This window comes from Kitasatospora sp. NPDC058965, assembly GCF_042741245.1.
Classification (GTDB): domain Bacteria; phylum Actinomycetota; class Actinomycetes; order Streptomycetales; family Streptomycetaceae; genus Kitasatospora.
Genome location: NZ_JBHYKG010000163.1, coordinates 1 through 19188, shown reverse-complemented (window position 1 = coordinate 19188; position 19188 = coordinate 1). Strand labels below are relative to the sequence as shown.

Annotated in this window: 22 protein-coding genes and 1 pseudogene; 11 read left to right on the top strand and 12 right to left on the bottom strand. The window is 75.9% G+C overall.

From position 1 onward, the window contains the following. Nucleotides 1–389: pseudogene (locus tag ACFW1A_RS24740) on the top strand (serine/threonine protein kinase); the annotation flags it as partial. A gap of 76 nt (nt 390–465) precedes the next feature. On the opposite strand, the gene ACFW1A_RS24735 reads toward ACFW1A_RS24740, so the two are convergent. The 3 genes from ACFW1A_RS24735 to ACFW1A_RS24725 form a co-directional block, all read right to left on the bottom strand. Next, entirely contained in the window at nt 466–1485 is a 1020-nt protein-coding gene (locus ACFW1A_RS24735; protein ID WP_380411786.1) for an LLM class flavin-dependent oxidoreductase, read from the bottom strand. 115 nt (nt 1486–1600) lie between these two features. Beyond that, entirely contained in the window at nt 1601–2233 is a 633-nt protein-coding gene (locus tag ACFW1A_RS24730; protein ID WP_380411783.1) for a flavin reductase family protein, read from the bottom strand. A 136-nt stretch (nt 2234–2369) separates the two neighbouring features. Then, nucleotides 2370–3029 (bottom strand): TetR/AcrR family transcriptional regulator, encoded by a 660-nt coding sequence (locus ACFW1A_RS24725; protein ID WP_380411778.1) that lies wholly within the window; start codon nt 3027–3029, stop codon nt 2370–2372. Nucleotides 3030–3178: 149 nt separating this feature from the next. Here ACFW1A_RS24725 and ACFW1A_RS24720 point away from each other — a divergent pair, with 149 nt between their 5' ends. Together ACFW1A_RS24720 and ACFW1A_RS24715 are read left to right on the top strand one after the other, a co-directional pair. Further along, the gene (locus ACFW1A_RS24720; protein WP_380411772.1) at nt 3179–3844 is read left to right on the top strand and encodes a class I SAM-dependent methyltransferase; all 666 of its coding nucleotides are present in this window, start codon (nt 3179–3181) and stop codon (nt 3842–3844) included. Continuing rightward, the gene (locus ACFW1A_RS24715) at nt 3841–4035 is read left to right on the top strand and encodes a hypothetical protein (protein WP_380411768.1); all 195 of its coding nucleotides are present in this window, start codon (nt 3841–3843) and stop codon (nt 4033–4035) included. The genes ACFW1A_RS24720 and ACFW1A_RS24715 overlap by 4 nt, the downstream gene beginning before the upstream one ends. Nucleotides 4036–4074: 39 nt before the next feature. Here ACFW1A_RS24715 and ACFW1A_RS24710 read toward each other — a convergent pair whose 3' ends face one another. Further along, complete coding sequence (locus ACFW1A_RS24710; protein ID WP_380411765.1) at nt 4075–5118, bottom strand: zinc-dependent alcohol dehydrogenase family protein; 1044 nt, start codon at nt 5116–5118, stop codon at nt 4075–4077. Nucleotides 5119–5289: 171 nt separating this feature from the next. On the opposite strand from ACFW1A_RS24710, the gene ACFW1A_RS24705 reads away from it, so the two are divergent. Continuing rightward, entirely contained in the window at nt 5290–7002 is a 1713-nt protein-coding gene (locus ACFW1A_RS24705; protein ID WP_380411763.1) for a GAF domain-containing protein, read from the top strand. Between the two features lie 15 nt (nt 7003–7017). Here the strand turns inward: ACFW1A_RS24705 and ACFW1A_RS24700 are convergent, their stop codons facing one another. Together ACFW1A_RS24700 and ACFW1A_RS24695 are read right to left on the bottom strand one after the other, a co-directional pair. After that, entirely contained in the window at nt 7018–7674 is a 657-nt protein-coding gene (locus ACFW1A_RS24700; protein ID WP_380411760.1) for a CBS domain-containing protein, read from the bottom strand. Beyond that, complete coding sequence (locus tag ACFW1A_RS24695) at nt 7652–8350, bottom strand: CBS domain-containing protein (protein ID WP_380411757.1); 699 nt, start codon at nt 8348–8350, stop codon at nt 7652–7654. The genes ACFW1A_RS24700 and ACFW1A_RS24695 overlap by 23 nt, the downstream gene beginning before the upstream one ends. 276 nt (nt 8351–8626) lie before the next feature. Here ACFW1A_RS24695 and ACFW1A_RS24690 point away from each other — a divergent pair, with 276 nt between their 5' ends. Together ACFW1A_RS24690 and ACFW1A_RS24685 are read left to right on the top strand one after the other, a co-directional pair. Further along, entirely contained in the window at nt 8627–9481 is an 855-nt protein-coding gene (locus ACFW1A_RS24690; RefSeq protein ID WP_380411753.1) for a universal stress protein, read from the top strand. Nucleotides 9482–9610: 129 nt separating this feature from the next. Next, nucleotides 9611–10123, top strand: coding sequence for a flavodoxin family protein (locus ACFW1A_RS24685; RefSeq protein WP_380411751.1), 513 nt, complete (start codon nt 9611–9613; stop codon nt 10121–10123). A gap of 29 nt (nt 10124–10152) precedes the next feature. Here the strand turns inward: ACFW1A_RS24685 and ACFW1A_RS24680 are convergent, their stop codons facing one another. From ACFW1A_RS24680 to ACFW1A_RS24655, 6 genes are all read right to left on the bottom strand, one after another. After that, nucleotides 10153–10638, bottom strand: a complete 486-nt coding sequence (locus ACFW1A_RS24680) for a hydrogenase maturation protease (protein WP_380411749.1) — start codon at nt 10636–10638, stop codon at nt 10153–10155. Next, on the bottom strand, nt 10628–11935 hold the full coding sequence (locus tag ACFW1A_RS24675; RefSeq protein WP_380411746.1) for a Ni/Fe hydrogenase subunit alpha: 1308 nt from the start codon (nt 11933–11935) through the stop codon (nt 10628–10630). Before ACFW1A_RS24675 ends, ACFW1A_RS24680 begins: the two co-directional genes overlap by 11 nt. Continuing rightward, nucleotides 11932–12756 (bottom strand): oxidoreductase, encoded by an 825-nt coding sequence (locus tag ACFW1A_RS24670; protein ID WP_380411743.1) that lies wholly within the window; start codon nt 12754–12756, stop codon nt 11932–11934. Before ACFW1A_RS24670 ends, ACFW1A_RS24675 begins: the two co-directional genes overlap by 4 nt. 13 nt (nt 12757–12769) lie before the next feature. Next, complete coding sequence (locus tag ACFW1A_RS24665; RefSeq protein WP_380411741.1) at nt 12770–13576, bottom strand: FAD/NAD(P)-binding protein; 807 nt, start codon at nt 13574–13576, stop codon at nt 12770–12772. Further along, nucleotides 13573–14715 (bottom strand): 4Fe-4S dicluster domain-containing protein, encoded by a 1143-nt coding sequence (locus tag ACFW1A_RS24660; RefSeq protein WP_380411738.1) that lies wholly within the window; start codon nt 14713–14715, stop codon nt 13573–13575. Before ACFW1A_RS24660 ends, ACFW1A_RS24665 begins: the two co-directional genes overlap by 4 nt. A gap of 84 nt (nt 14716–14799) precedes the next feature. Further along, a complete protein-coding gene (locus tag ACFW1A_RS24655) occupies nt 14800–15159 on the bottom strand; it encodes a putative PEP-binding protein (RefSeq protein ID WP_380411735.1) in 360 nt (119 codons plus the stop codon). A 225-nt stretch (nt 15160–15384) separates the two neighbouring features. Here ACFW1A_RS24655 and ACFW1A_RS24650 point away from each other — a divergent pair, with 225 nt between their 5' ends. From ACFW1A_RS24650 to ACFW1A_RS24630, 5 genes are all read left to right on the top strand, one after another. After that, complete coding sequence (locus ACFW1A_RS24650) at nt 15385–15705, top strand: cation-transporting P-type ATPase (RefSeq protein ID WP_380411731.1); 321 nt, start codon at nt 15385–15387, stop codon at nt 15703–15705. Further along, nucleotides 15632–16249 (top strand): cation transporting ATPase C-terminal domain-containing protein, encoded by a 618-nt coding sequence (locus tag ACFW1A_RS24645; protein ID WP_380411789.1) that lies wholly within the window; start codon nt 15632–15634, stop codon nt 16247–16249. Before ACFW1A_RS24650 ends, ACFW1A_RS24645 begins: the two co-directional genes overlap by 74 nt. 104 nt (nt 16250–16353) lie before the next feature. Beyond that, complete coding sequence (locus ACFW1A_RS24640) at nt 16354–17685, top strand: nicotinate phosphoribosyltransferase (RefSeq protein WP_380411729.1); 1332 nt, start codon at nt 16354–16356, stop codon at nt 17683–17685. Then, on the top strand, nt 17682–17960 hold the full coding sequence (locus ACFW1A_RS24635; protein ID WP_380411726.1) for a dsRBD fold-containing protein: 279 nt from the start codon (nt 17682–17684) through the stop codon (nt 17958–17960). Before ACFW1A_RS24640 ends, ACFW1A_RS24635 begins: the two co-directional genes overlap by 4 nt. Before the next feature lie 25 nt (nt 17961–17985). Next, entirely contained in the window at nt 17986–19110 is a 1125-nt protein-coding gene (locus ACFW1A_RS24630) for a site-2 protease family protein (RefSeq protein ID WP_380411723.1), read from the top strand. Nucleotides 19111–19188 lie beyond the last annotated feature (78 nt).

Here is a 19188-nt window from a genome sequence, read left to right as displayed (position 1 = left end):
CCGCCGGCCCGCCCGCCCCGCCCGGTCCCACCGGCACCGGTGCGGCCGCCGGGAGCTGGATCGCCGAACTCGCCGAGATCCCGCACACGGCGGACCCGGCCGAGCGCGACCAGGAGCTCGCCGACCTGCAGCAGCAGGTGCCCGGCGCCACCCTGATCGACAGCGACGGCTGGGCCTCGCTGCCGCCCGGCCACTGGATCGTGCGCGCCCCGGGCGAGTTCGCCAACGGCTACGAGGCCCTCGCCGCCTGCGCCGGGTACGGATCCGACCAGTGCACCGGCCGGTACCTCAGCCACGACCGCGCCGACCAGGGCTACGCCTGCGAGGCCGGCCCGACCCCGGACCCGGAGAGCTGCCGCCGCCCGACCGGGGGCGCATCCGGCAGCTGAGCCGACGGCAGGACCGCGCCGCCGGGCCGCCCCCCTGCTCCGCCGACGGACCGTCACCCGGGGTCCGCCGCCCGCCTCACCCCGCGGGCTGCCAGCCGAGGGCCGGGCCCAGGCGGGTGGCGGTGTCGGTGAGGATCTGCACGTAGTCCTCGGGCTCGAAGGTGAACGGCAGCGCGAACGCCACCTCCTCGACCTCGCGGAACGCCGCGTGGGCGGACAGCGCCTCGGCCAGCTGCGCGGAGCTGCCGACCAGGTCCGGGGCGAACATCAGGCGGGCCGGGCCCTGCGGCGCGGTGGTGCGCGCGCTCCGCCGCCGGGCGTACTCCTCGTACTTGGCGCGCTGCGCGGGCGTGGCGCTGTCGGTGGGGATGACCACCAGGCCCTGGGACACCCGGGCGCGGTCGCCGTCGGGGTGCGCGGCGCGGAAGGCCCGGATGTGCGCGAGCTGGATCTCGGCGAACTCCCGCGGCTCCTCCGCCTGCTCCGCCTTCACCACGCTGCTGGTCAGCAGGTTCATCCCGTGCTCGCCGGCCCAGCGCGCCGACCGCAGGCTGCCGGCGCCGTACCAGAGGCGCCGGATCAGGCCCGGGGCCTGCGGCTGGACCAGGTCGGAGTACTCCTCGGTGCCGCGGAACCCGGTGACCGGTTCGCCGCGCACGAAGTCGAGCAGCCGCCGCACCCGCTCGTGGCCGAAGTCCTCGGCCGCCGCGCTGTCCGGGTAGAGCGCCGCCTTGACCTGGTCGTAGTGGATCGGCGGCCCCACGCTGACGCCGGGGTTGAGGCGGCCGCCGGAGAGCAGGTCGACGGTGGCCAGGTCCTCGGCCAGCCGCAGCGGGTTCTCCCACCCGAGCGGGATCACCGCCGTGCCGAGCTCGATCCGGCTGGTGCGCTGGGAGGCCGCCGCCAGCACGGCGACCGGCGAGGAGATGCCGTACTGCAGGTGGCGGTGCCGCACCCAGGCACTGTCGAAGCCCAACCGCTCCCCCAGCTCGATGAGTTCGAGGGTCGCGCGGTGGCCCTGACCCGGATCCGCCGGGTCGAACAGGCCGATGGTCAGGAAGCCGAGCTTGCGCAGCGGTCGGTTCGTCTGGGGCACGCCCGCCACCCTCACACGCCCGGGGTCCGTGGGACAACCACCCCGCGGGGATCGTCATCCGCGGACACACCGCCGTCACCTGCGGCGCGGCGCGGCCGGCTGCGGCACTGCGCGGTCAGGCCTGCAGGGCCGGGTGCGGCATCTGCCACCCGGCGGCGAGCCGGGACGGGCGGAGGTTCTCGCCGCCGCCGAAGAACTCGCAGAACTTCATGATCAGCGGGTCCCAGCCGACCGGGTCCACGTGCCGGGTGCCCGGCAGGACCAGGCTCTCCTCGACGTGCGCGCGCAGGACCTCCAGCTGGAAGGCGGTGGCGACCGGCTCCGGGACACCGAAGGGCTGCGCGGAGACGAGCCGGGCCTCCAACTGGATCGGGCACTGCGCGACCCGGGGCGCCCGGACCAGGTCCGCGGGCTGCTCGGTGAACCCCGCGAGGGCGAACTTGTCCGGCTCGTACCGGTAGCCCTGCGCGGCCCGGGTGGGCGAGACGACCGGGCGGCCGGTGGTGAGCGCGATCCGGTCGACGGCGTCGGCCAGTGCGGCGGAGGGCAGGTTGAGCACGCACTCGCCCTCGCGGAGCAGGTTCTCGGTCGTCCGGCTGCTGTTGCCCATCCCGAGCATGCAGGTCTGACCGAGCCACCACGCGGAGGACATCGGGGCGAGGTTGGCGGTGCCGTCCTCGTTGCGGGTGCTGATCAGGACGACCGGGGTACCGAAGTAGAGGACCTTGAGGCCGGGGACGACGTGCACGGGTTCGCCTTTCGCGGTGGCTGCCGGGGACGGGCCCGCGCTCACCTCCGGGCCCGGTCACGACTCTGCCCGGCACCGCCGTGCGCCGCTGGCGGGATCCGGACCTGGCGTTCCGCGGCCCGCGTCCGACGACCCCTCAGGCCCCGTCCGCCCGGGCCCCGTCCGCCAGCAGGGAACGCACCATCAGCTCCCCCAACTCGCCTTCCCGAAGGCCGGGTTCGGGGACGACCGCGAACCGGTAGCGCTGTGAGGCGAGCAGCGAGATCAGCCACCAGGCACCGGTCTCGGGGGACAGGTCGGCGCGGATGCTGCCGTCGCGCTGGCCTTGGGCGAGCAGGTCGGCCAGGGCCTCGGCGACGCGGCGGTTGCCCTGGCGGGCGGCGTCGAGCACGAGCGGTTCGGCGGTCAGGGTCATCGCGTCGTCGAACAGGACGCCGAGGGTGCCGCGGGCGTGCACCTGGGTCAGGTGTCCGGGGGCGAGCAGCTCGGTCAGCCAGGCGCCGACGCTCGGGCTGCGGCCGGCCCACTCCCGCAGCGCGGCGTCCAGCTGCGCGGCGGCGTGCTCCAGCACGGCGGCGAACACGGCGGCCTTGGAGCCGAAGTTCTGGAAGACGACCGGCTCGCTGACGCCCACCCGCCGGGCGACCTCGGACATCTTGCCGCGCTGGTAGCCGGCCTCGGAGAAGACCTCGGTGGCCGCCGCGAGGATCAGCGCCCTGCGGTCGGCCGGCTTGAGGCGCGGCCCGCGGGGGCGCCTGGTGGGTGGGGTGGGCGGGCTGGCGGCGGAGTCGGACACGTCCGCATCCTATCCGGCCCTTGCCAACAAACTTAGTGACGACTAAGTTCAGAGTTACTTAGTCGCCACTAAGAACGTTGTCGCGACCTCGCGACACGTCGTTCCACCACGTCAAGAGTCGTTCCACCACGTCAAGAACGGAGTCCGGCATGGAACTCGCGCGTTTCCTGCACGGCAGTGCGGACGCCCGCACCGGCGGGCAGACCCTCACCCACGGCCGCGCCTACGAGGCCTTCGGCAACGTCTTCTTCCTCGGCCACCGCCGCCGGGTCTTCACCCGCCTCGCCGAGCTCAGCGGCGCCCGCCCGGGCGACCGGGTCCTCGACGTCGGCTGCGGCACCGGGTACCTGACCCTGCGGATGGCCGACGCCGTCACGTCGACCGGCCAGGTGCTGGGCCTGGACCCGGCCCCCGAGGTGCTGGCCCACGCCCGCCGCCGGGCCGCCGGCCGACCGCACTGCAGCTTCGCCGACGGCATCGCCGAGCAGCTCCCCGGCCCGGGCGGCGAGTACGACGTGGTGGTGAGCAGCCTGATGATCCATCACCTCCCCGAGGACGTCCGGGCCCGCGCGGTCGCCGAGATGTACCGCGTGCTCCGCCCGGGCGGCCGCCTGCTGCTCGCCGACTTCCGTCCGCCCGCCAACCCCGCCGCCCGCCACCTGGTGGGCGCGGTCACCGGGCCGGTGATGGAGCACAACCCGGTGCACCTGCTCGAACCCCTGGTGCGCGACGCCGGGTTCGACGGGATCGGGACCGGCGACCTGCAGCCGTGGATCCACTACGTCCGCGCCGCCAAGCCCGGGACCCGCCGGTGACCGCCCCGCGCGCCAACCGCGCGTTGCGCGTCGCCGCCCTCGTGCTGGTCCCGGCCGGCCTGCTGCTGCACCTGTGGCTCGGGACCAAGGTGCCACTGCTCGCCGTCCCGGTCGGTCTCGCCTGCCACGGCGCCGCCGTCCTCGGCGCCCGCCGCTGGCTGCGCGGGCAGCAGCGCCGGGCCGGCGGCTGACGGCCGCCGACCAGGCGCCGCGGTCGCGGTGGCGGGACGTCAGGTGCGGAACAGCGCCACCTTCAGCGCCCCGCTGGTGCCGGCGCCGGCGAACACGTCGTAGGCGTCCGGCATCTCGTCCAGGCCGAACCGGTGGGTGACCAGGCCGGAGACGTCGAGCCGGCCGGCCGCCAGCATGTCGAGCAGCAGCGGGGTGCTGCTGGTGTCGACCAGGCCGGTGGTGACGGTGAGGTTCCGGATCCACAGGTCCTCGAGGTGCAGGGTGGCCGGGCGGCCGTGCACGCCGACGTTGGCGACCCGCCCACCGGGGCGGACCACGCGGGTGCACAGCTCGAAGGTTTCGGGCACCCCGACCGCCTCGATCGCCACGTCCGCGCCCAGCCCGTCCCGGCTGAGCGCGCGGATCGCGTCGGCGTCGGCCGTGCCCGCGGCCACCGTCTCGTCGGCACCGGCCCGCTTGGCGGCCGCCAGCCGGCTCTCCGCCAGGTCGACCACGACGATCCGGCCGGGGCTGTACAGCCGGGCGCAGGTCACGGCCGCCAGGCCGATCGGCCCCGCCCCGACGATCACCACCGTGTCCCCGGGGGCGACCCGGCCGTTGCGGATCCCGACCTCGAAGGAGGTGGGCAGGATGTCGGCGAGCAGCAGCGCGTCCTCGTCGCTCACCGCGGCCGGCAGCCGGTGCAGCGAGTTGTCCGCGAACGGGACCCGGACGTACTCGGCCTGGGTGCCGTCGACCAGGTGCCCCAGGATCCAGCCGCCACCGCCGGTGCACTGGCCGTACACCCCCTGCCGGCAGTACGCGCACCGCCCGCAGGCGCTGATGCAGGAGACCAGGACCCGGTCCCCGGCGGCGAACGCGCGCACGCCGGCACCGGTCTCGACGACCGTGCCGACCGCCTCGTGGCCCAGCACCCGGCCCTCGGTGACCTCCGGCACGTCGCCCTTGAGGATGTGCAGGTCGGTGCCGCAGATGGTGACCGCGTCGATCCGGACCACCGCGTCCTCCGGCTCGCGGAGGGCCGGGTCCGGCACGGTTCCCCAGGTGCGGCGGCCGGGACCGTGGAACGTCAGTGCCTTCATCGTGCCTCACTCCAGACGACTCGCTCGGCTGTTGTCACCAGCCTTCTCCACCCGGGCCCGGCCCGCACGGGGCCGACCGGACCCGGCGGCCGGCCCGACCGGCCCAGGGCGGGCGGGGCCGCCCCGGCGCTCCTACGCTGGGCAGGGAACCCGGGCCCCTCGGAGGTGGCGGTGGAAAGCTCCGGTCAGCAGGACCCGGCACCGGTCCCGCAGCTGCGGCTGGACGAGCTGCTCGACGAGTTGCAGACCCGGCTGGACGCGGCGCGCGGCACCCGGGACCGGGTGCACAGCCTGCTGGAGGCGGTCCTGGCGGTCGGCCGGGACCTGGAGCTGTCCCAGGCGCTGCGCCACATCGTGGAGGCCGCCGTCACCCTGGTGGACGCCGAGTACGGGGCGATGGGGGTGATCGGCGAGGACCAGCGGCTCTCCGAGTTCATCCCGGTCGGGGTGTCCGACGAACAGGTCCTGGCGATCGGCAACCTGCCCACCGGCCACGGGCTGCTGGGCGAGCTGATCCGCCATCCGCACGCCCTGCGGCTGCCCCGGATCGGTGACCATCCGGCCTCCTACGGCTTCCCGGCCCACCACCCGCCGATGCACAGCTTCCTCGGCGTGCCGATCCGGATCCGCGACCGGGTCTTCGGCAACCTCTACCTGACCGAGAAGCGCGGCGGTCGCGAGTTCGACGCCGAGGACGAGGCGGTGCTGTCGACCCTCGCGGTGGCGGCCGGCGTGGCGATCGACAACGCCCGGCTGTACGCGCAGGCGCGGCTGCGCGAGCGGTGGATCAGTGCCGGTGCGGAGGTGACCCGCAGTCTGCTGTCGGGCAGCACCGAGCACGAGGTGCTGGACCTGATGGTCGCCCGGGCGAGCGCGATCGCCGGCGCGGACCTGGCCGTGGTGGCGCTGCCGGTGGCCGGCACGGAGGAGTTGGCGGTGCGGATCGCCGTCGGCCTGGGTGCCGAGACCCACGCCGACCTGGTGCTGCCGCTGTCCGGCTCCTTCGTCGGCGCGGCGGCGCTGACCGGCGGGCTGGTGGTCAGCGCGGACGTGCAGCGGGATCCGCGGATCACGGCCGGCCCGCCGCGCTGGGCGGGCCTGGGACCCGCCGTGGCGGTGCCGATCGGCACCGCCGGGGACGGCGTGCACGGGGTGCTGATGCTGGCCCGCGCGGCCGGGCGGCCGCTCTTCGAGGAGGACGAGTCGGGTCCGCTGGCCGGGTTCGCGGCGCAGGCGGCGGTCGCCATGGAGCTCGCGGAGCGCCGCCGCGACTCCGAGCAGCTCGCCCTGGTGAGCGAGCGCGACCGGATCGCCCGCGACCTGCACGACCTGGCCATCCAGCGCCTCTTCGCCACCGGGATGACGCTGCAGGGCGCCACCCGTTTCATCGACCACCCGGAGGCGACCGACCGGGTGCTGCGCGCCATCGACGACCTGGACGAGACGGCGAAGACCATCCGGGCCAGCATCTTCGGCCTCCGCTCCCGGGACACCGGCCCGCAGGCGGTGGGGCTGCGCGCCCGCGCGGTGGCGGTGGTCGAACGGGCGGCCGGGGCGCTCGGCTTCTCCCCCGCGCTGCGGATGACCGGGCTGCTGGACGCGACCGTTCCGGCCCCGCTGGCCGAGGACGCGCTGGCGGTGCTGGAGGAGGCGCTGGCCAATGCGGCCAAGCACGCCCGGGCCGACACCGTCGAAGTGGCCCTGGACGCCGGGGCCGAGCTGGTCGTCACCGTGGCGGACAACGGCGTCGGCCTGCCCGAGGGCGGGCGCCGCAGCGGGCTGGTGAACCTGGCCGAGCGGGCCGCCGCGCACGGCGGCAGCTTCGCGGCACGGCCCCGGCCGCAGGGCGGCACCGAGCTGGTCTGGCGGGTGCCGCTCGGCTGACCGTGCGGTGCCCGGTCAGGCCGCAGGGTCCGCGGGGGCCGTCCCGCCCGGCCGGTCGATCCGGTCGGTCACCGCCACCACCCCGTCCACCGCCCGGCACAGCCGCACCACGATCGGCGCCAGGTACGGCTGGTCCACCGAGCCGCTCAGCACCACCCGGCCCTGGTCCACCTCGACCCCCACCGCCGCCGGGCTGACGCCCGCCACCTGTCCCAGCACCTCCTCGACGATCTCCTGACGGATCGCCCGGTCACTGCGCAGGAAGACCCGCAGGACGTCGGCACGGCTGACGATCCCCACCAGGCGGCCCGCCGTGTCCACCACCGGCAGTCGCTTCACCCCGCGGCGCTGCATCGTGCGTGCAGCTGCCACCACCGTCGCGTCCGCGCCGATGCAGACGGCCGGACTGCTCATCAGCTCCCCCGCCGTCACCCGCTCGCCCGCCGGCGCCGACGGGCCCGCCAGCGCTCCGGCGGGGTCGTCCTGGGCCGCCTGGGTGCACATCAGGTCCGCCTCGGACACCACGCCGACCGGGCGCCCGTCGGCGTCCACCACGGGAACTGCCGTGATCCCGGACTCCGCCAACAGGGCCACGATCTCCCGGAACCCCGTCCCCGGCGAGACCCGGACCACCTCACTGGTCATCACCTCAGTGACCGGACGGTGCCTCATCGCGGACCTCCTGATCCTCCGTCGACGCCACGGCCGTGTCGTCCGTCTCCCAGCGCAGCCGGTCGACGAGGCCGACCAACCCCTCGATCCCGGCCACGGCCAGGCAGAGCGCAGCGGCGTCCGACCGGGTCCTGGTCCGGCCCGCCAGCACCAGTCGGCCACGCTCGCAGTCGACCCGGAGCGCACCGGGGGCCACCCCGGACCCGGGGGCGAGGGCCACCGCGAGGGCCTGGTCGCGGAGGGCGTCGTCCTCGCGGCGCAACGCCTCCAGCAGGTCGTGCGGGCCGAGCAGGCCGACCAGGCGGCCCTGGTCGTCGACCACCGGCAGGTGGTGCAGCGAGGCCCGGTCCAGGACGGCCAGCGCCTGCACGATCCCCTGGTCCTGCGTCACGCTGACGGCCGGCGCGGTCATCAGCGCGCCGGCCAGGATGCTCGGGGGTCCCTGATCGGGCGCGGCGTAGGCCGCGAGCAGGTCGGACGCGGCGACCACCCCGGCCACCGTGCCGTCCGGGGCGACCACCGGGAGGATGCCGCGCCGGGTGGCCGTGAGGGCGGCCACCATGGTGGAGAAATCGGTGTCGGGGGTGACCGCCACGGCGGGCCGGCTCATCACCGACCGGACCGTGGTCGGGGCGGCCGGCTCCCGACTCGTGCCGTCGAGCACGCTCTGGACCATCTGGCTCACTCCTGTGCGCAGGGCTGCGGTGGCCGCCGCAGCCGGGCGTGGATGTCGTCGACTCGCGGCTGACGCTCCCAGCCTCGCCCCGTACCGCCCTGGGGCGCGAGGGCCGATCGGCTCCGGCTCCGGGGCCCTGCGCACCCGGTACCCGGGAGACGGTGCCCGTCCGGCCCGACCGGCGGGACCAACGGCCCCGGGCGCGGAGCGCCGGCACGCCCCAGGCTGGAGGTGTCCCTCCTCGCCCAGCGCGAGGCCGCACCGTCGGGAGCGACCATGACCACCTCCGCCGTCCGGCGTCCCGTCGTCCTCGGCGTCGACGCGGACCGTCCCAGCCTGCCGGCCCTCGCCTGGGCCGCCGACGAGGCGGACCGCCGTGGGCTGCCGCTGCGGCTGCTGCACTGCGCACCGCCGTTGTTGGGGGACCTGTCCGGGTCCGGCCGGCACGCGCTGCTGGTGCAGCGCGGGCAGGAGGCGCTGGACCGGGCCGCCGTCTTCGTCCGGGAGCGCCGACCGGGGGTCGAGCTGACCGTGGCGCAGGAGGAGGACTACCCCGACTGGTGCCTGGTCGAGCAGTCCAAGGAGGCATCGATGGTGGTGCTCGGCTCACGGCACCTGGGCCGGATGGCGCAGCTCGCCGGGGGGCACTCGGTCGTGCTGCCGGTGAGCGCCCAGGCGCCGTGTCCGGTCGTCGTGGTCGGCGCGCCCGAGCACGTGGAGCAGCAGCCGCCCTACGTGGTGGTCGGTGTGGACGGGAGCGCGACCTGCCGGTCGGCGATCGACTTCGCCTTCGACCTGGCCGCGGAGCGCCACGCGGCGCTGCGCGCCGTCTGGGTGCTGGAGGCCCCGCACTTCGGGCCGCGCGACCCGGCCGGGGCGGAACGGGAGTGCCGTCGGCGCCTCGCCGAGGTCACGGCCGGTCGCCGGAGTACCCACCCCGACGTGGAGCTGACCCACGAGGTGCTGCACGGGCATCCCGTGGAGGAACTGGCCGAGGCGGCGACCCACGCGCTCGCGGTGGTGGTCGGGCGGCGCGGCCGCGGCGGCTACACCGGCATGCGGCTCGGTTCGGTGCCGCACGGCCTGCTGCACCGGGCCCGCTGCCCGGTGGTGACGGTGCCCGGGAGCTGACGGCGGTGGGTCCGGGCGGGCACCACCGGTGGGCCGAACGGCCCTCCTCCGTGGCGGGCCACCGTCCTACCGTCGAGAGGGGGCCGGAACACCGAGCCCCTGCCGAGTCGAGGGACGGAGTGACGGGCCATGCGCGCAGTGATCGTCTACGAGAGCGTGTTCGGCACCACCAAGGAGGTGGCCGAGGAGATCGCCGCCGGGATCCACGACGCGCACCCGGACGCCGCCGTGGAGTGCGTCCCGGTGGCCGACGCCGACACCGACCTGACCCGGACCGCCGACCTGCTGGTCGTCGGCGGTCCGACCCACGTGGGCACCATGTCCAGTCACGTGTCCCGGGCGGCGGCCCACCTGCCCGGGATGGCCACCGCCGGCCGGGAGGCGGACAGCTCCGGGCCGGGGCTGCGGGACTGGTTCCACGCCCTGCCGGACGCGCAGAACGGCACCCACGCCGCGGCCTTCGACACCCGCGGCCCGGCCGAGCACCACGCGGGCGCGGCCGGCGGCATCGCCCGTCGTCTGGCCCACCACCACTACGACGTGCTGGCCGACCCCGAGGGCTTCGTGGTGGACGGCATCGACGGTCCGCTGCACCGCGGCGAGCGGGAGCGCGCGCGGCACTGGGGCGCGGCGCTGGTCTGACGGACGGTCGGCGCCGGCCGCGGGCGCGGTCAGCCGCGCCCGGGCCCGGCCCGGTGCGCGGCGAGCGCCTCCCGGACCAGGTCCGCGGCGCGCGGCACCGCCGCGGCCACCGCCGGGCTCAGGCCCTGCCCGATGCCGAAGTCGGCCCCCTCGACGGCGACCACCAGCAGTTCCTCGGGCAGCCGGTCGAGGATCCGGGCCAGGGCGACGGCCTCGCCCAGGCCCAGCCCGTGCGAGCCGGCTCCCGGGCCCTCCGGCACGGGCGCGTCCGCGCGGGCCCGGAGCCGGTGGACGCGGCCGGGCCGGCCCGGGTGCGCGTGCACCGCGTCGACGACGACGGCCAGCGCGGCCCCGTCCCAGAGGTCGATCAGGCGGGTGGGTTCGCCGTCGCAGAGCGCGATCCGGTCGGCCTCGACACCGGCGGCGGTGAGCTCGCCGAGCACCGCGAGGGCCACCCCGTCGTCACGGCGGTACTCGTTGCCGACGCCGATGAGCACGATCCGGTCACCGGCCACGACGCCCCCGGTCCACCGTGAGGGTGAGGAAGTGCGCCGCGCAGGAGATGCAGGGGTCGTAGCTGCGGATCACCTGCTCGCACTGCCGGGTCAGCTCCGCGTCGTCCAGGTGGAGCCGGGACTGGACGAAGGTGCGCAGGTCGGCCTCGACGGCGGCCTGGTTCTGCGCGGTCGGCGGGACGATGACGGCGCGTCGGACCAGGCCGTCCCGGTCCAACTCGTAGCGGTGGTAGAGGAGCCCGCGCGGGGCTTCGGTGGCGCCGTGGCCGGTGCCCGCCCGGGCCGGCACCGGGACGGCGGGTGCGGGCGGCGGCCGGTACCGCTCGATGACCCGCTGGGCCTCGGTGACCGCCCACAGCACCTCGACCGCGCGGATCAGGATGCTGCGGAACGGGTTGCGGCACATCGGGCCGAGGCCGGCCTGCGCGGCGAGGGTCCGCAGCTCCTGCGGCAGGGCGGAGCCGTTGAGGTTCCAGCGGGCGATCGGGCCGGTGAGGTGGGGCCGGCCCGCCAGCGTGGCGTGCAGCGCCGTGGAGTGCGGCACCTGGTGCTCGCGGACCCGGTCGGGGAAGTCCGGCAGCGGGAACGGGCCGCTCCCCGTGGTGGTCGGCGTGCCGGAGTCGATGGCGTAGCCGGTGGTCGCGCCGAGCGCGAGCATCTCGTGCTCCACGGTCAGCTCCGGGAACTCGAACCCGGCCACCCAGCCGAGGGTGTCCTGCGCGTCCGTCCTCGCCTGCCGCAGCAGAGCGGCCAGGCGCCCGAGTTCCGCCGCGGTCGGCAACCGGTGGAACCCGCCGAGGCGGACGTTCACGGGGTGGATCGCCCGGCCGCCCAGGGTCTCGACGATCTCGTTGCCGGCCTTCTTCAGCCGCAGCCCGCGCTGCAGCAGCTGCGGCGCGGTGCGCGCCAGCGCCAACGCGTCGGGCAGCCCCAGGAAGTCCGGGGCGTGCAGCAGGTACACGTGCAGGGTGTGGCTCTCGATCCACTCACCGCAGTACAACAGCCTCCGGAGCTCGGCCAGTTGGCCGTCCACCACGACCCCGCAGGCGTCCTCCACCGCGCGGCAGGCGCTCATCTGGTAGGCGACCGGACAGATGCCGCAGATCCGGGCGGTCAGGTCGGGCGGCTCGGTGTGGCGCCGCCCCCGCAGCAGCGCCTCGAAGTAGCGCGGCGGTTCGTAGATCGCGAGCCGCAGGTCCGCCACCCGGCCGTCCTCCACCCGGACGTGCAGCGCCCCTTCGCCCTCCACCCGGGCCAGGGCACCGACGGTGAGCAGGCGTTCGGTGCGGTGGGTCATGACGCGTCCTCCGCGTCCTCCGCGGCCTCCGCGGCCTCCTCGGCCCGTCGGGCCGCCTCGGCGAAGGCGGGTGCCTCGGCGTTGAAGGTGCGGTAGAGGCGGGCGACGTCGGCGTCCGCGAGGCCGTCGCGGCGCAGCAGCGGGAGCAGCGCCCGGGTGTTGGGCCCGCCGTGGCCGGCCGGGCCGGGCACCGGGCCGAAGCAGCCGTAGCAGCCGCGCCCGTAGGCGGGGCAGAGCGCCCCGCAGCCGGCCTGGGTGACCGGACCGAGGCACGGGGTGCCGTGGGCGACGGTGACGCAGGTGGTGCCGCGCAGCTTGCACTCGAAGCAGACGCTGTGGGTCGGGATGTCGGGTTTGCGGTCGGCCAGGTAGGCGGTGACCACCTCCAGCAGCTGCCGCTTGTCGATCGGGCAGCCGCGCAGTTCCAGGTCGACCGGGACGTGGGCGGCGACCGGTGTGGAGCGGTCCAGGCTGTCCAGGTACTCCGGGCGGGCGTACACCACCGCCTGGTACTCGGGCAGGCTCGACAGGTTGCGCAGCGCCTGGACGCCGCCGGCGGTGGCGCAGGCGCCGATGGTCACCAGGTACCGGGACTGCTCCCGGACCCGGCGGATCCGCTCCAGGTCGGCGGCGGTGGCGATCGACCCCTCCACCAACGACAGGTCGTAGGGCGGCGGCAGTTCGCGCCGGCTCGCCTCCAGGAAGTAGCCGATCTCCACCGCCCCGGCGAGGGCGAGGAGTTCGTCCTCCAGGTCGAGCACGGTGAGCTGGCAGCCGTCGCAGGAGGAGAACTTCCAGACGGCCAGGCGGGGTTTGGTCACGGCGGCCACCGCCTCACCGCTCGGGGACCGCGAGCGGGTCCGCGGCCCGGGTCCAGTCCAGGACCGGCCCGTCGCGGCAGAGCAGCAGCGGACCGAGCTGGCAGTGGCCGCACCAGCCGGTGCCGCAGCGCATGTTCCGCTCCAGCGAGAGGTGGACCCGGCCGGCCGGCACGCCGCGCCGGCCCAGCTCGCGCGCGGTGGCCCGCATCATCGGTTCGGGGCCGCACAGGTAGGCGGTGCACCGGTCGGGGCGGTACCCGGCCACGTCCAGCAGTGCGGTGACCAGCCCGACCGGTCCCGGCCAGCCGGGCTCGGGCCGGTCCACGGTGACCAGGACCTCGGCGCGGCTCCGCCAGCGGGGCAGGTCGCCGAGGAAGAGCTGCTCGCCCGGTTCGCGGTAGCCCGCCAGCACGGTGACGGTGCCGAACCGCTCCGACCGCCGCAGGACCTCCTCGATCAGCGGCCGCAACGGGGCGAGTCCGATGCCGCCGGTCACCACCAGCACGTCGTCACCCGCCGGCGGCTCCGGCCAGGCGGTTCCGTAGGGCCCTCGCACGCCGATCCCGTCGCCCGGCTCGGCCCGGCACAGCGCCGCGCTCACCTTGCCGACGGCGCGCACGGTGTGCCGCAGGCGGTCGCCGGGAGTGCCGCTGACCGAGACCGGCACCTCGCCGATCCCGAAGGCGTGCAGCATCCCGAACCGGCCGGGACGGAAGGGTGCCAGTGCGGTCGCCACCGGTTCCAGTTCGAGGGTCACGGTGTCGGCCGTCTCCCGCTCACGGTCCGTCACCCGGTAGGCCACCGGGGTCATGGCGCTCATCGCCCGTCACCGGCCCCCGCGGCCTCCGCCCGGAGCGCGGCCACTTCCTCGGTGATGTCGATGCCGACCGGGCACCAGGCGATGCAGCGGCCGCAGCCCACGCACCCGGACGAGCCGAACTGGTCGTGCCAGGTGCCGAGCTTGTGGGTGAGCCACTGGCGGTACCGGCTGCGGGCGGTGCCCCGCACCGGCCCGACCCCGTGCAGGTACGAGAAGTCGAGCTCGAAGCAGGAGTCCCACCGGCGCCAACGCTCGGCGTGGTCGCCGGTCAGGTCGGTGGTCTCCTCGGTCGTGGTGCAGAAGCAGGTCGGACAGACCATGGTGCAGTTGCCGCAGGTCAGGCAGCGGTCGGCCACCTGGTCCCAGCGTTCGGCGGTCATCGTGCCGGCCATCAGCGCCCGCAGGTCGGTGGGGTCCATCTCGCGCCCCATCCGGCCGGCGGCGTCGGCCACCGCCGCCCGGGCGCGGGCGCCGTCGGTCGGTCGGGTCGCCAGGCCGGCGAGCAGGTCCGCTCCCTCCGGGCTGCCGGCCCGGACCAGGTACCGCAGGCCGTCGGGTTCGACCGTCTCGGTGAGCGCGAGGTCGAAGCCGGCCCCCTCCGGCAGGCCGGGACCGGTGCCCATCGAGGTGCAGAAGCAGACCCCGCCCGGTTCGGTGCACTCGACGACGACCAGGAAGGCGCGGTCCCGGCGCGGTCCGTAGACCGGGTCGCGGTGCGCCCCGCCGGTCAGCACCCGGTCCTGGATCGCGATGGCCCGCAGGTCGCACGGCCGCACCCCGAGGAAGGCGTAGCGGGGCGGCGGCGCATCGTCCTCGCGGACCGTGACGGTGCCGTCCGGCGCGCGGTCGGCCTGCCAGAGCCGGGCCCGGGGCGGGTGCAGGAAGGTCTTCCAGGACTGCGGTCCGGCCGAATGGGCGAACGCGGCCCGGTCGGACCGGCGCTGCACCCGGTAGCCCCCGGGTTCGGTGACCACGCCCCAGCCGTGCGGCAGGTCGGCCGCCGAGCCGAGTTCGGCCAGCACGATCGCACCGTCCGCGAGGGTGGGTCCGATCACGGTGCGCCCGCTCCGGACCAGCGCCTCGACCAGCGCGCCGAGCCCGGCCTCGTCGAGCTCCTGCAGGGGTGCCGGTGTGTTCATCGAACTGCCCTCGTTGCGGTTGGCGGGCGGCTGCCAGGTCCACTCTCCGTCAGGGTCCGCGTCCCCGCTCGGGGGCGGCGCGGTTCAGGAGGCGAACAGGTGCCGGACCCGACGGGCCCCGAGCTGCTCGGCCGCGGCCACCTGCTGCTTGACCGCGGTGAAGCTGTCGGGGGTGACCGAGATCGAGTCGATCCCGGCCCGGACCAGGAAGCGGGTGAACGCCGGGTCGTTGCTGGGCCGCTGCCCGCAGAGGCCGACGTGCCGGCCGGCCGCGTGGGCGGCGGTGATCAGGTGCTCGACGGACCGGATGACCGCCGGGTTGCTCTCGTCGAACAGGGGGGCGAGCAGGTCCGAGTCGCGGTCCACACCGAGGGTGAGCTGCGTCAGGTCGTTGCTGCCGATCGAGAAGCCGTCGAAGCGCTCGGCGAACTCCTCGGCAGGCATGTCGCCACCTCCTGGCCTTCCGGTCCCTGCTGCCACGCTCCCCCCACCGGGCCGCCCGCCGGGCAGGGGCCCGGGGCCCGGCCGTTGGGGCCGATCGACCCCGTTCCCCCGGGACGGCCGGCACGCCCCGCCCCGGGGCCGGGGACCGGTCGGCCCTGCCGCGGGCGCCCGGCGCCGCCCTACGGTGGTGGCGACGACAGCTCCCGGACCCCGGTGGAGGAGACCATGAGCTCCGGCAGCGCAACCGGTCCTGACGTCCGCCCCGCAACCCTGCTGCAGGTGCCGCCGGACGACACGCGGGAGGCGCCCGATCCCCGCGAGCCACTGAACCTGCTCTTCCGTGACCTGCGCACCTCGTCCGACGGCCTGAGCGAGCGCGAGGCCCGCCACCGGCAGACCGTCTACGGTCCGAACGCGCTGTCCCGGCGCGGCGGTCGGCAGTGGCCGCGCGAACTGGCGCAGCAGTTCACCCATCCGCTCGCGGTCCTGCTGGCGCTGGCCGCCGTTCTTCGTCACCCTCACGGCGGGTGGCTGGCACCCCGGTGACCCGGTCGGACCGGGCAGCGCGCTGCACCTGACGTACCAGCGGGCCACCACGGTCACCTGGTTGGGCATCGTCGCCTGCCAGATCGGCACCGCGTTCGCCGCCCGCACCGATCGCGCCCCGCTGCGGGCGATCGGGGTGTTCAGCAACCGGCGGCTGCTGGTCGGGATCGGCTTCTCGCTCGCCTTCGCCGCCGCGATCGTCTACCTGCCGGCCCTGCACCACCTGTTCGGCACTGCCGCGCTCGACCCCGGCCAGCTGGCCACCGTGGCGCCCTTCCCCTTCCTGGTCTGGGGCGCGGACGAACTGCGCCGCGCGCTCGTCCGGCGCCGCGGCGCCACCGCGCCCGCGGCACCGGTCGCCCCGCCCGCGCCCGCCGCACCCGCCGAGGCCACCGGGCACCACCCGCTGACCGTGCTGCTCGCCCGGCACGGCTGGAGCGCCCGGCGTCTCTCCCACGCCCTGGGGGTCGGCGAGCACGCCGCCGCCGAGATCGTCGCCCACGCCCACCGGGTCGCCGCCGAGCACGGCCGTCGCGGGCGCTGAGCCGAGCGGCCCCTCGAAGAGGGACGGTCGGTCCCCCGGGGGGTTCACCACCCTGTGGGAGCCTGGAGCTGTGGGCGTTCCGCCCCGGCAGGAGGGCCGAAACCGTGTCCAGTGCCCTGGTGACCGACCTGTACGAGGTGACGATGGCTCACTCGTACCTGGCGGAGGGGATGACCGCCCCGGCGACCTTCTCGCTGTTCGTCCGCGGGCTCCCGCCCGAGCGCGGCTTCCTGGTCGCCGCCGGCCTGGAGCCGGTGCTCGACCACCTCAGCACGTGGCGGATCGAGGAGCAGGACGTGGCCGTGTTCGCCCGCGTCCTCGACCGCCCCGCGCGGGAGTTCGCCGCGCTGGCCGGAACGCGGTTCACCGGAGACGTGTGGGCGGTGCCGGAGGGTGACCTCGTGCTGGCGGGCGAGCCGCTGCTGGAGGTGACCGCGCCGCTGCCCGAGGCCCAGCTGGTCGAGTCGTACCTGCTCAACCAGGTCTGCCACCAGACCGCGGTGGCGTCGAAGGCGGCCCGCTGCGTGCTGGCCGCCGACGGGCGCCCGGTGGTCGACTTCGCGCTGCGCCGCACCCACGGGGTACCGGCCGGCGAGCAGGCGGCGCGCCTGGGCGCCCTGGTCGGCTTCGCCGGGACCAGCAACGTGGCCGCGGCCGAGCGGTACGGACTGCGGACCGTCGGAACGATGGCGCACTCGTACATCGAGGCGTTCGGCGACGAGGCTGCGGCCTTCCGTGCCTTCGCCCGGACCCACCCCGGCCCGGTGACCTTCCTGGTGGACACCTACGACACCGCGGACGGCGTCGCCACGGCCGCCCGGGTGCTGCGCGAGCTGGGCCTGCACGAGGGCTGCGCGGTGCGGCTGGACAGCGGGGACCTGGGCACCCTGGCCACGACGGCCCGCCGGATCCTGGACGCGGCCGGCCTGCCCGCGGTCCGCATCACGGCCAGCGGCGGCCTGGACGAGTACGGGATCGCCGCTCTCGTCCGCGCGGGGGCCCCGATCGACCAGTACGCCGTCGGCACCCTGGTGGGTGTGGCGGCCGACGCACCGTACCTGGACGCGGCGTACAAGTTGGTCAGCTACGACGGCCGCCCGACGATGAAGCTCTCGACTGCCAAGACCACGGCGCCCGGCGCCAAGCAGGTCTTCCGCGGCCCCGGGTTCGCGGACGTCGTCGCGCTGCGCGAGCAGCCCACCCCGCCGTGCGTCCGGCCGCTGCTGCACCCCGTCATGGCGCACGGCCGGCGACTGGCACCGCCGGACCGCCTGGCCGACGCACAAGCCCGGTTCGCCGCGGGCCTCGCCGAACTCCCCGCCGCCGCACGCCGGATCGACCACCCTGAGCCGCCGCGGGCGGCCTCCTCCGAGCGACTGCGCCGACTGACCGCCGAAGTCCGGGAACGACTCGTCCGAAAGGACCACCGACCATGAGCACCGACACCACCCCCCGTCACCTGCGCACCAAGCGGTGGCAGCTGCGGCTCGACCTCTTCGAGGAGGGCGACACCACGAAGGTGCACGCCGTGCTCGACACCGGCGACAACCTGCTGGAGAGCCGCACCAGCGCGCACCGCAACCCGGGCGACCCGCCCGTGCCGGAGATCGGCGACGAGTACGCCGCCGGCCGCGCCCTGGTCGAGCTCGGCCACCAGTTGCTGCGGGCCGGCCTGATCGACTCCGCCGCCAACGACGCCCCGCGGACCTGAACGCGGCGCCGGGACGGGAGTGGTGGTGCGCGGAACCGCCCCGCTGGGCACGATCCTCGGCGTACCGCTGCGGATCCACTGGAGCGCGCCCGCCCTGGTCCTGTTCTTCGGCTACGGGCTGGCCGGGCAGACGCTGCCCGCCTGGGTCCCGGGCCGCTCCGCCACGGCCTACGCCGTCGCCGGGCTGACCGGCGCGCTCCTGCTGGGCGTGGGCCTGCTGCTGCACGAGACCGCCCACGCGGTCACCGCCCGGCACCACGGCGTCCGGGTCGACGACATGACGGTCTTCGCGCTCGGCGGCGTCACCCGGATGGGCCGCCCGGCCCGTCCGGGTGTCCAGTTCGCGGTGGCCGGGTCCGGTCCGCTGGCCAGCCTGCTCTGCGGCGCAGTGTCGCTGGGCGCCGGGCTCGGCGCGCTCGACCTGGCGCACTGGCGGCTGCCGGCCGCGGTCCTGCTGTGGAACGGCTGGGCCAACCTGCTGATCGGCGGCTTCAACCTGCTGCCCGCCGCCCCGCTGGACGGCGGGCGGCTCCTGCAGTCGGCGCTCTGGCGGCGCGGCGGCGACCGGGAACGCGCCGAACAGGTCGCCGGCCGGGCCGGGCAGACCGCCGGGCTGCTGCTCTCCGCGGTCGGCTTCGTCGCCGTCACCCGCGGCGACGGCGGCGGCTTCTGGCTGGTCCTGGTCGGCCTGTTCGTCTGGTCCTCGGCGCTGGCCGAGGTCCGCCGGGCCACCGCGCTCGCCGCCCTGCGGGGCATGCGGGTGGGCCAGGTGATGTCCGCGCCCGACGTCACCGGTCCGGACTGGCTGACCGCGGACCGGTTCCTGGCCGAGGTGGCGGGGCGGACCGACCAGCCGGTGGTCCCGCTGGTCGACGTCGACGGCCGGCCCAGCGGGCTGGTCGAGCTGGTCCGCCTGTTCGCCCTCCCGCCCGCCCGGCGGGCCGGGGTGCGCGCCCGCGAGCTGGGCCGGCCGCTGCGCGAGTGCCCGCTCGCTGCACCCGAGGACGACCTGGTCGAGGTGCTGGACCGGGCCACCGCCCCGCCGCCGGTCCTGGTCCTGCGGGACGGCGTGCTGGTCGGCGTCGTCACCCTGGCCGACCTCACCACGGCGATCCGGCTGCGCACCCCCGGCCGCCCCGGCGCGAGCTGACCCGCCGTCAGCCCGGCGGCACGCCGTAACCGCCACCGCCCGGGGCGGCTGCGGAACGCCCGACCCGAAGTCCTGCGG

What these genes read in the sequence shown, in the direction of transcription:
- ACFW1A_RS24720 (WP_380411772.1), top strand. Translation starts at nt 3,179, where the DNA reads ATGGAACTCGCGCGTTTCCTGCACGGCAGTGCGGACGCCCGCACCGGC.
- ACFW1A_RS24710 (WP_380411765.1), bottom strand. Translation starts at nt 5,118, where the DNA reads ATGAAGGCACTGACGTTCCACGGTCCCGGCCGCCGCACCTGGGGAACC.
- ACFW1A_RS24700 (WP_380411760.1), bottom strand. Translation starts at nt 7,674, where the DNA reads ATGAGGCACCGTCCGGTCACTGAGGTGATGACCAGTGAGGTGGTCCGG.
- ACFW1A_RS24695 (WP_380411757.1), bottom strand. Translation starts at nt 8,350, where the DNA reads ATGGTCCAGAGCGTGCTCGACGGCACGAGTCGGGAGCCGGCCGCCCCG.
- ACFW1A_RS24690 (WP_380411753.1), top strand. Translation starts at nt 8,627, where the DNA reads ATGACCACCTCCGCCGTCCGGCGTCCCGTCGTCCTCGGCGTCGACGCG.
- ACFW1A_RS24685 (WP_380411751.1), top strand. Translation starts at nt 9,611, where the DNA reads ATGCGCGCAGTGATCGTCTACGAGAGCGTGTTCGGCACCACCAAGGAG.
- ACFW1A_RS24675 (WP_380411746.1), bottom strand. Translation starts at nt 11,935, where the DNA reads ATGACCCACCGCACCGAACGCCTGCTCACCGTCGGTGCCCTGGCCCGG.
- ACFW1A_RS24665 (WP_380411741.1), bottom strand. Translation starts at nt 13,576, where the DNA reads ATGAGCGCCATGACCCCGGTGGCCTACCGGGTGACGGACCGTGAGCGG.
- ACFW1A_RS24660 (WP_380411738.1), bottom strand. Translation starts at nt 14,715, where the DNA reads ATGAACACACCGGCACCCCTGCAGGAGCTCGACGAGGCCGGGCTCGGC.
- ACFW1A_RS24655 (WP_380411735.1), bottom strand. Translation starts at nt 15,159, where the DNA reads ATGCCTGCCGAGGAGTTCGCCGAGCGCTTCGACGGCTTCTCGATCGGC.
- ACFW1A_RS24650 (WP_380411731.1), top strand. Translation starts at nt 15,385, where the DNA reads ATGAGCTCCGGCAGCGCAACCGGTCCTGACGTCCGCCCCGCAACCCTG.
- ACFW1A_RS24635 (WP_380411726.1), top strand. Translation starts at nt 17,682, where the DNA reads ATGAGCACCGACACCACCCCCCGTCACCTGCGCACCAAGCGGTGGCAG.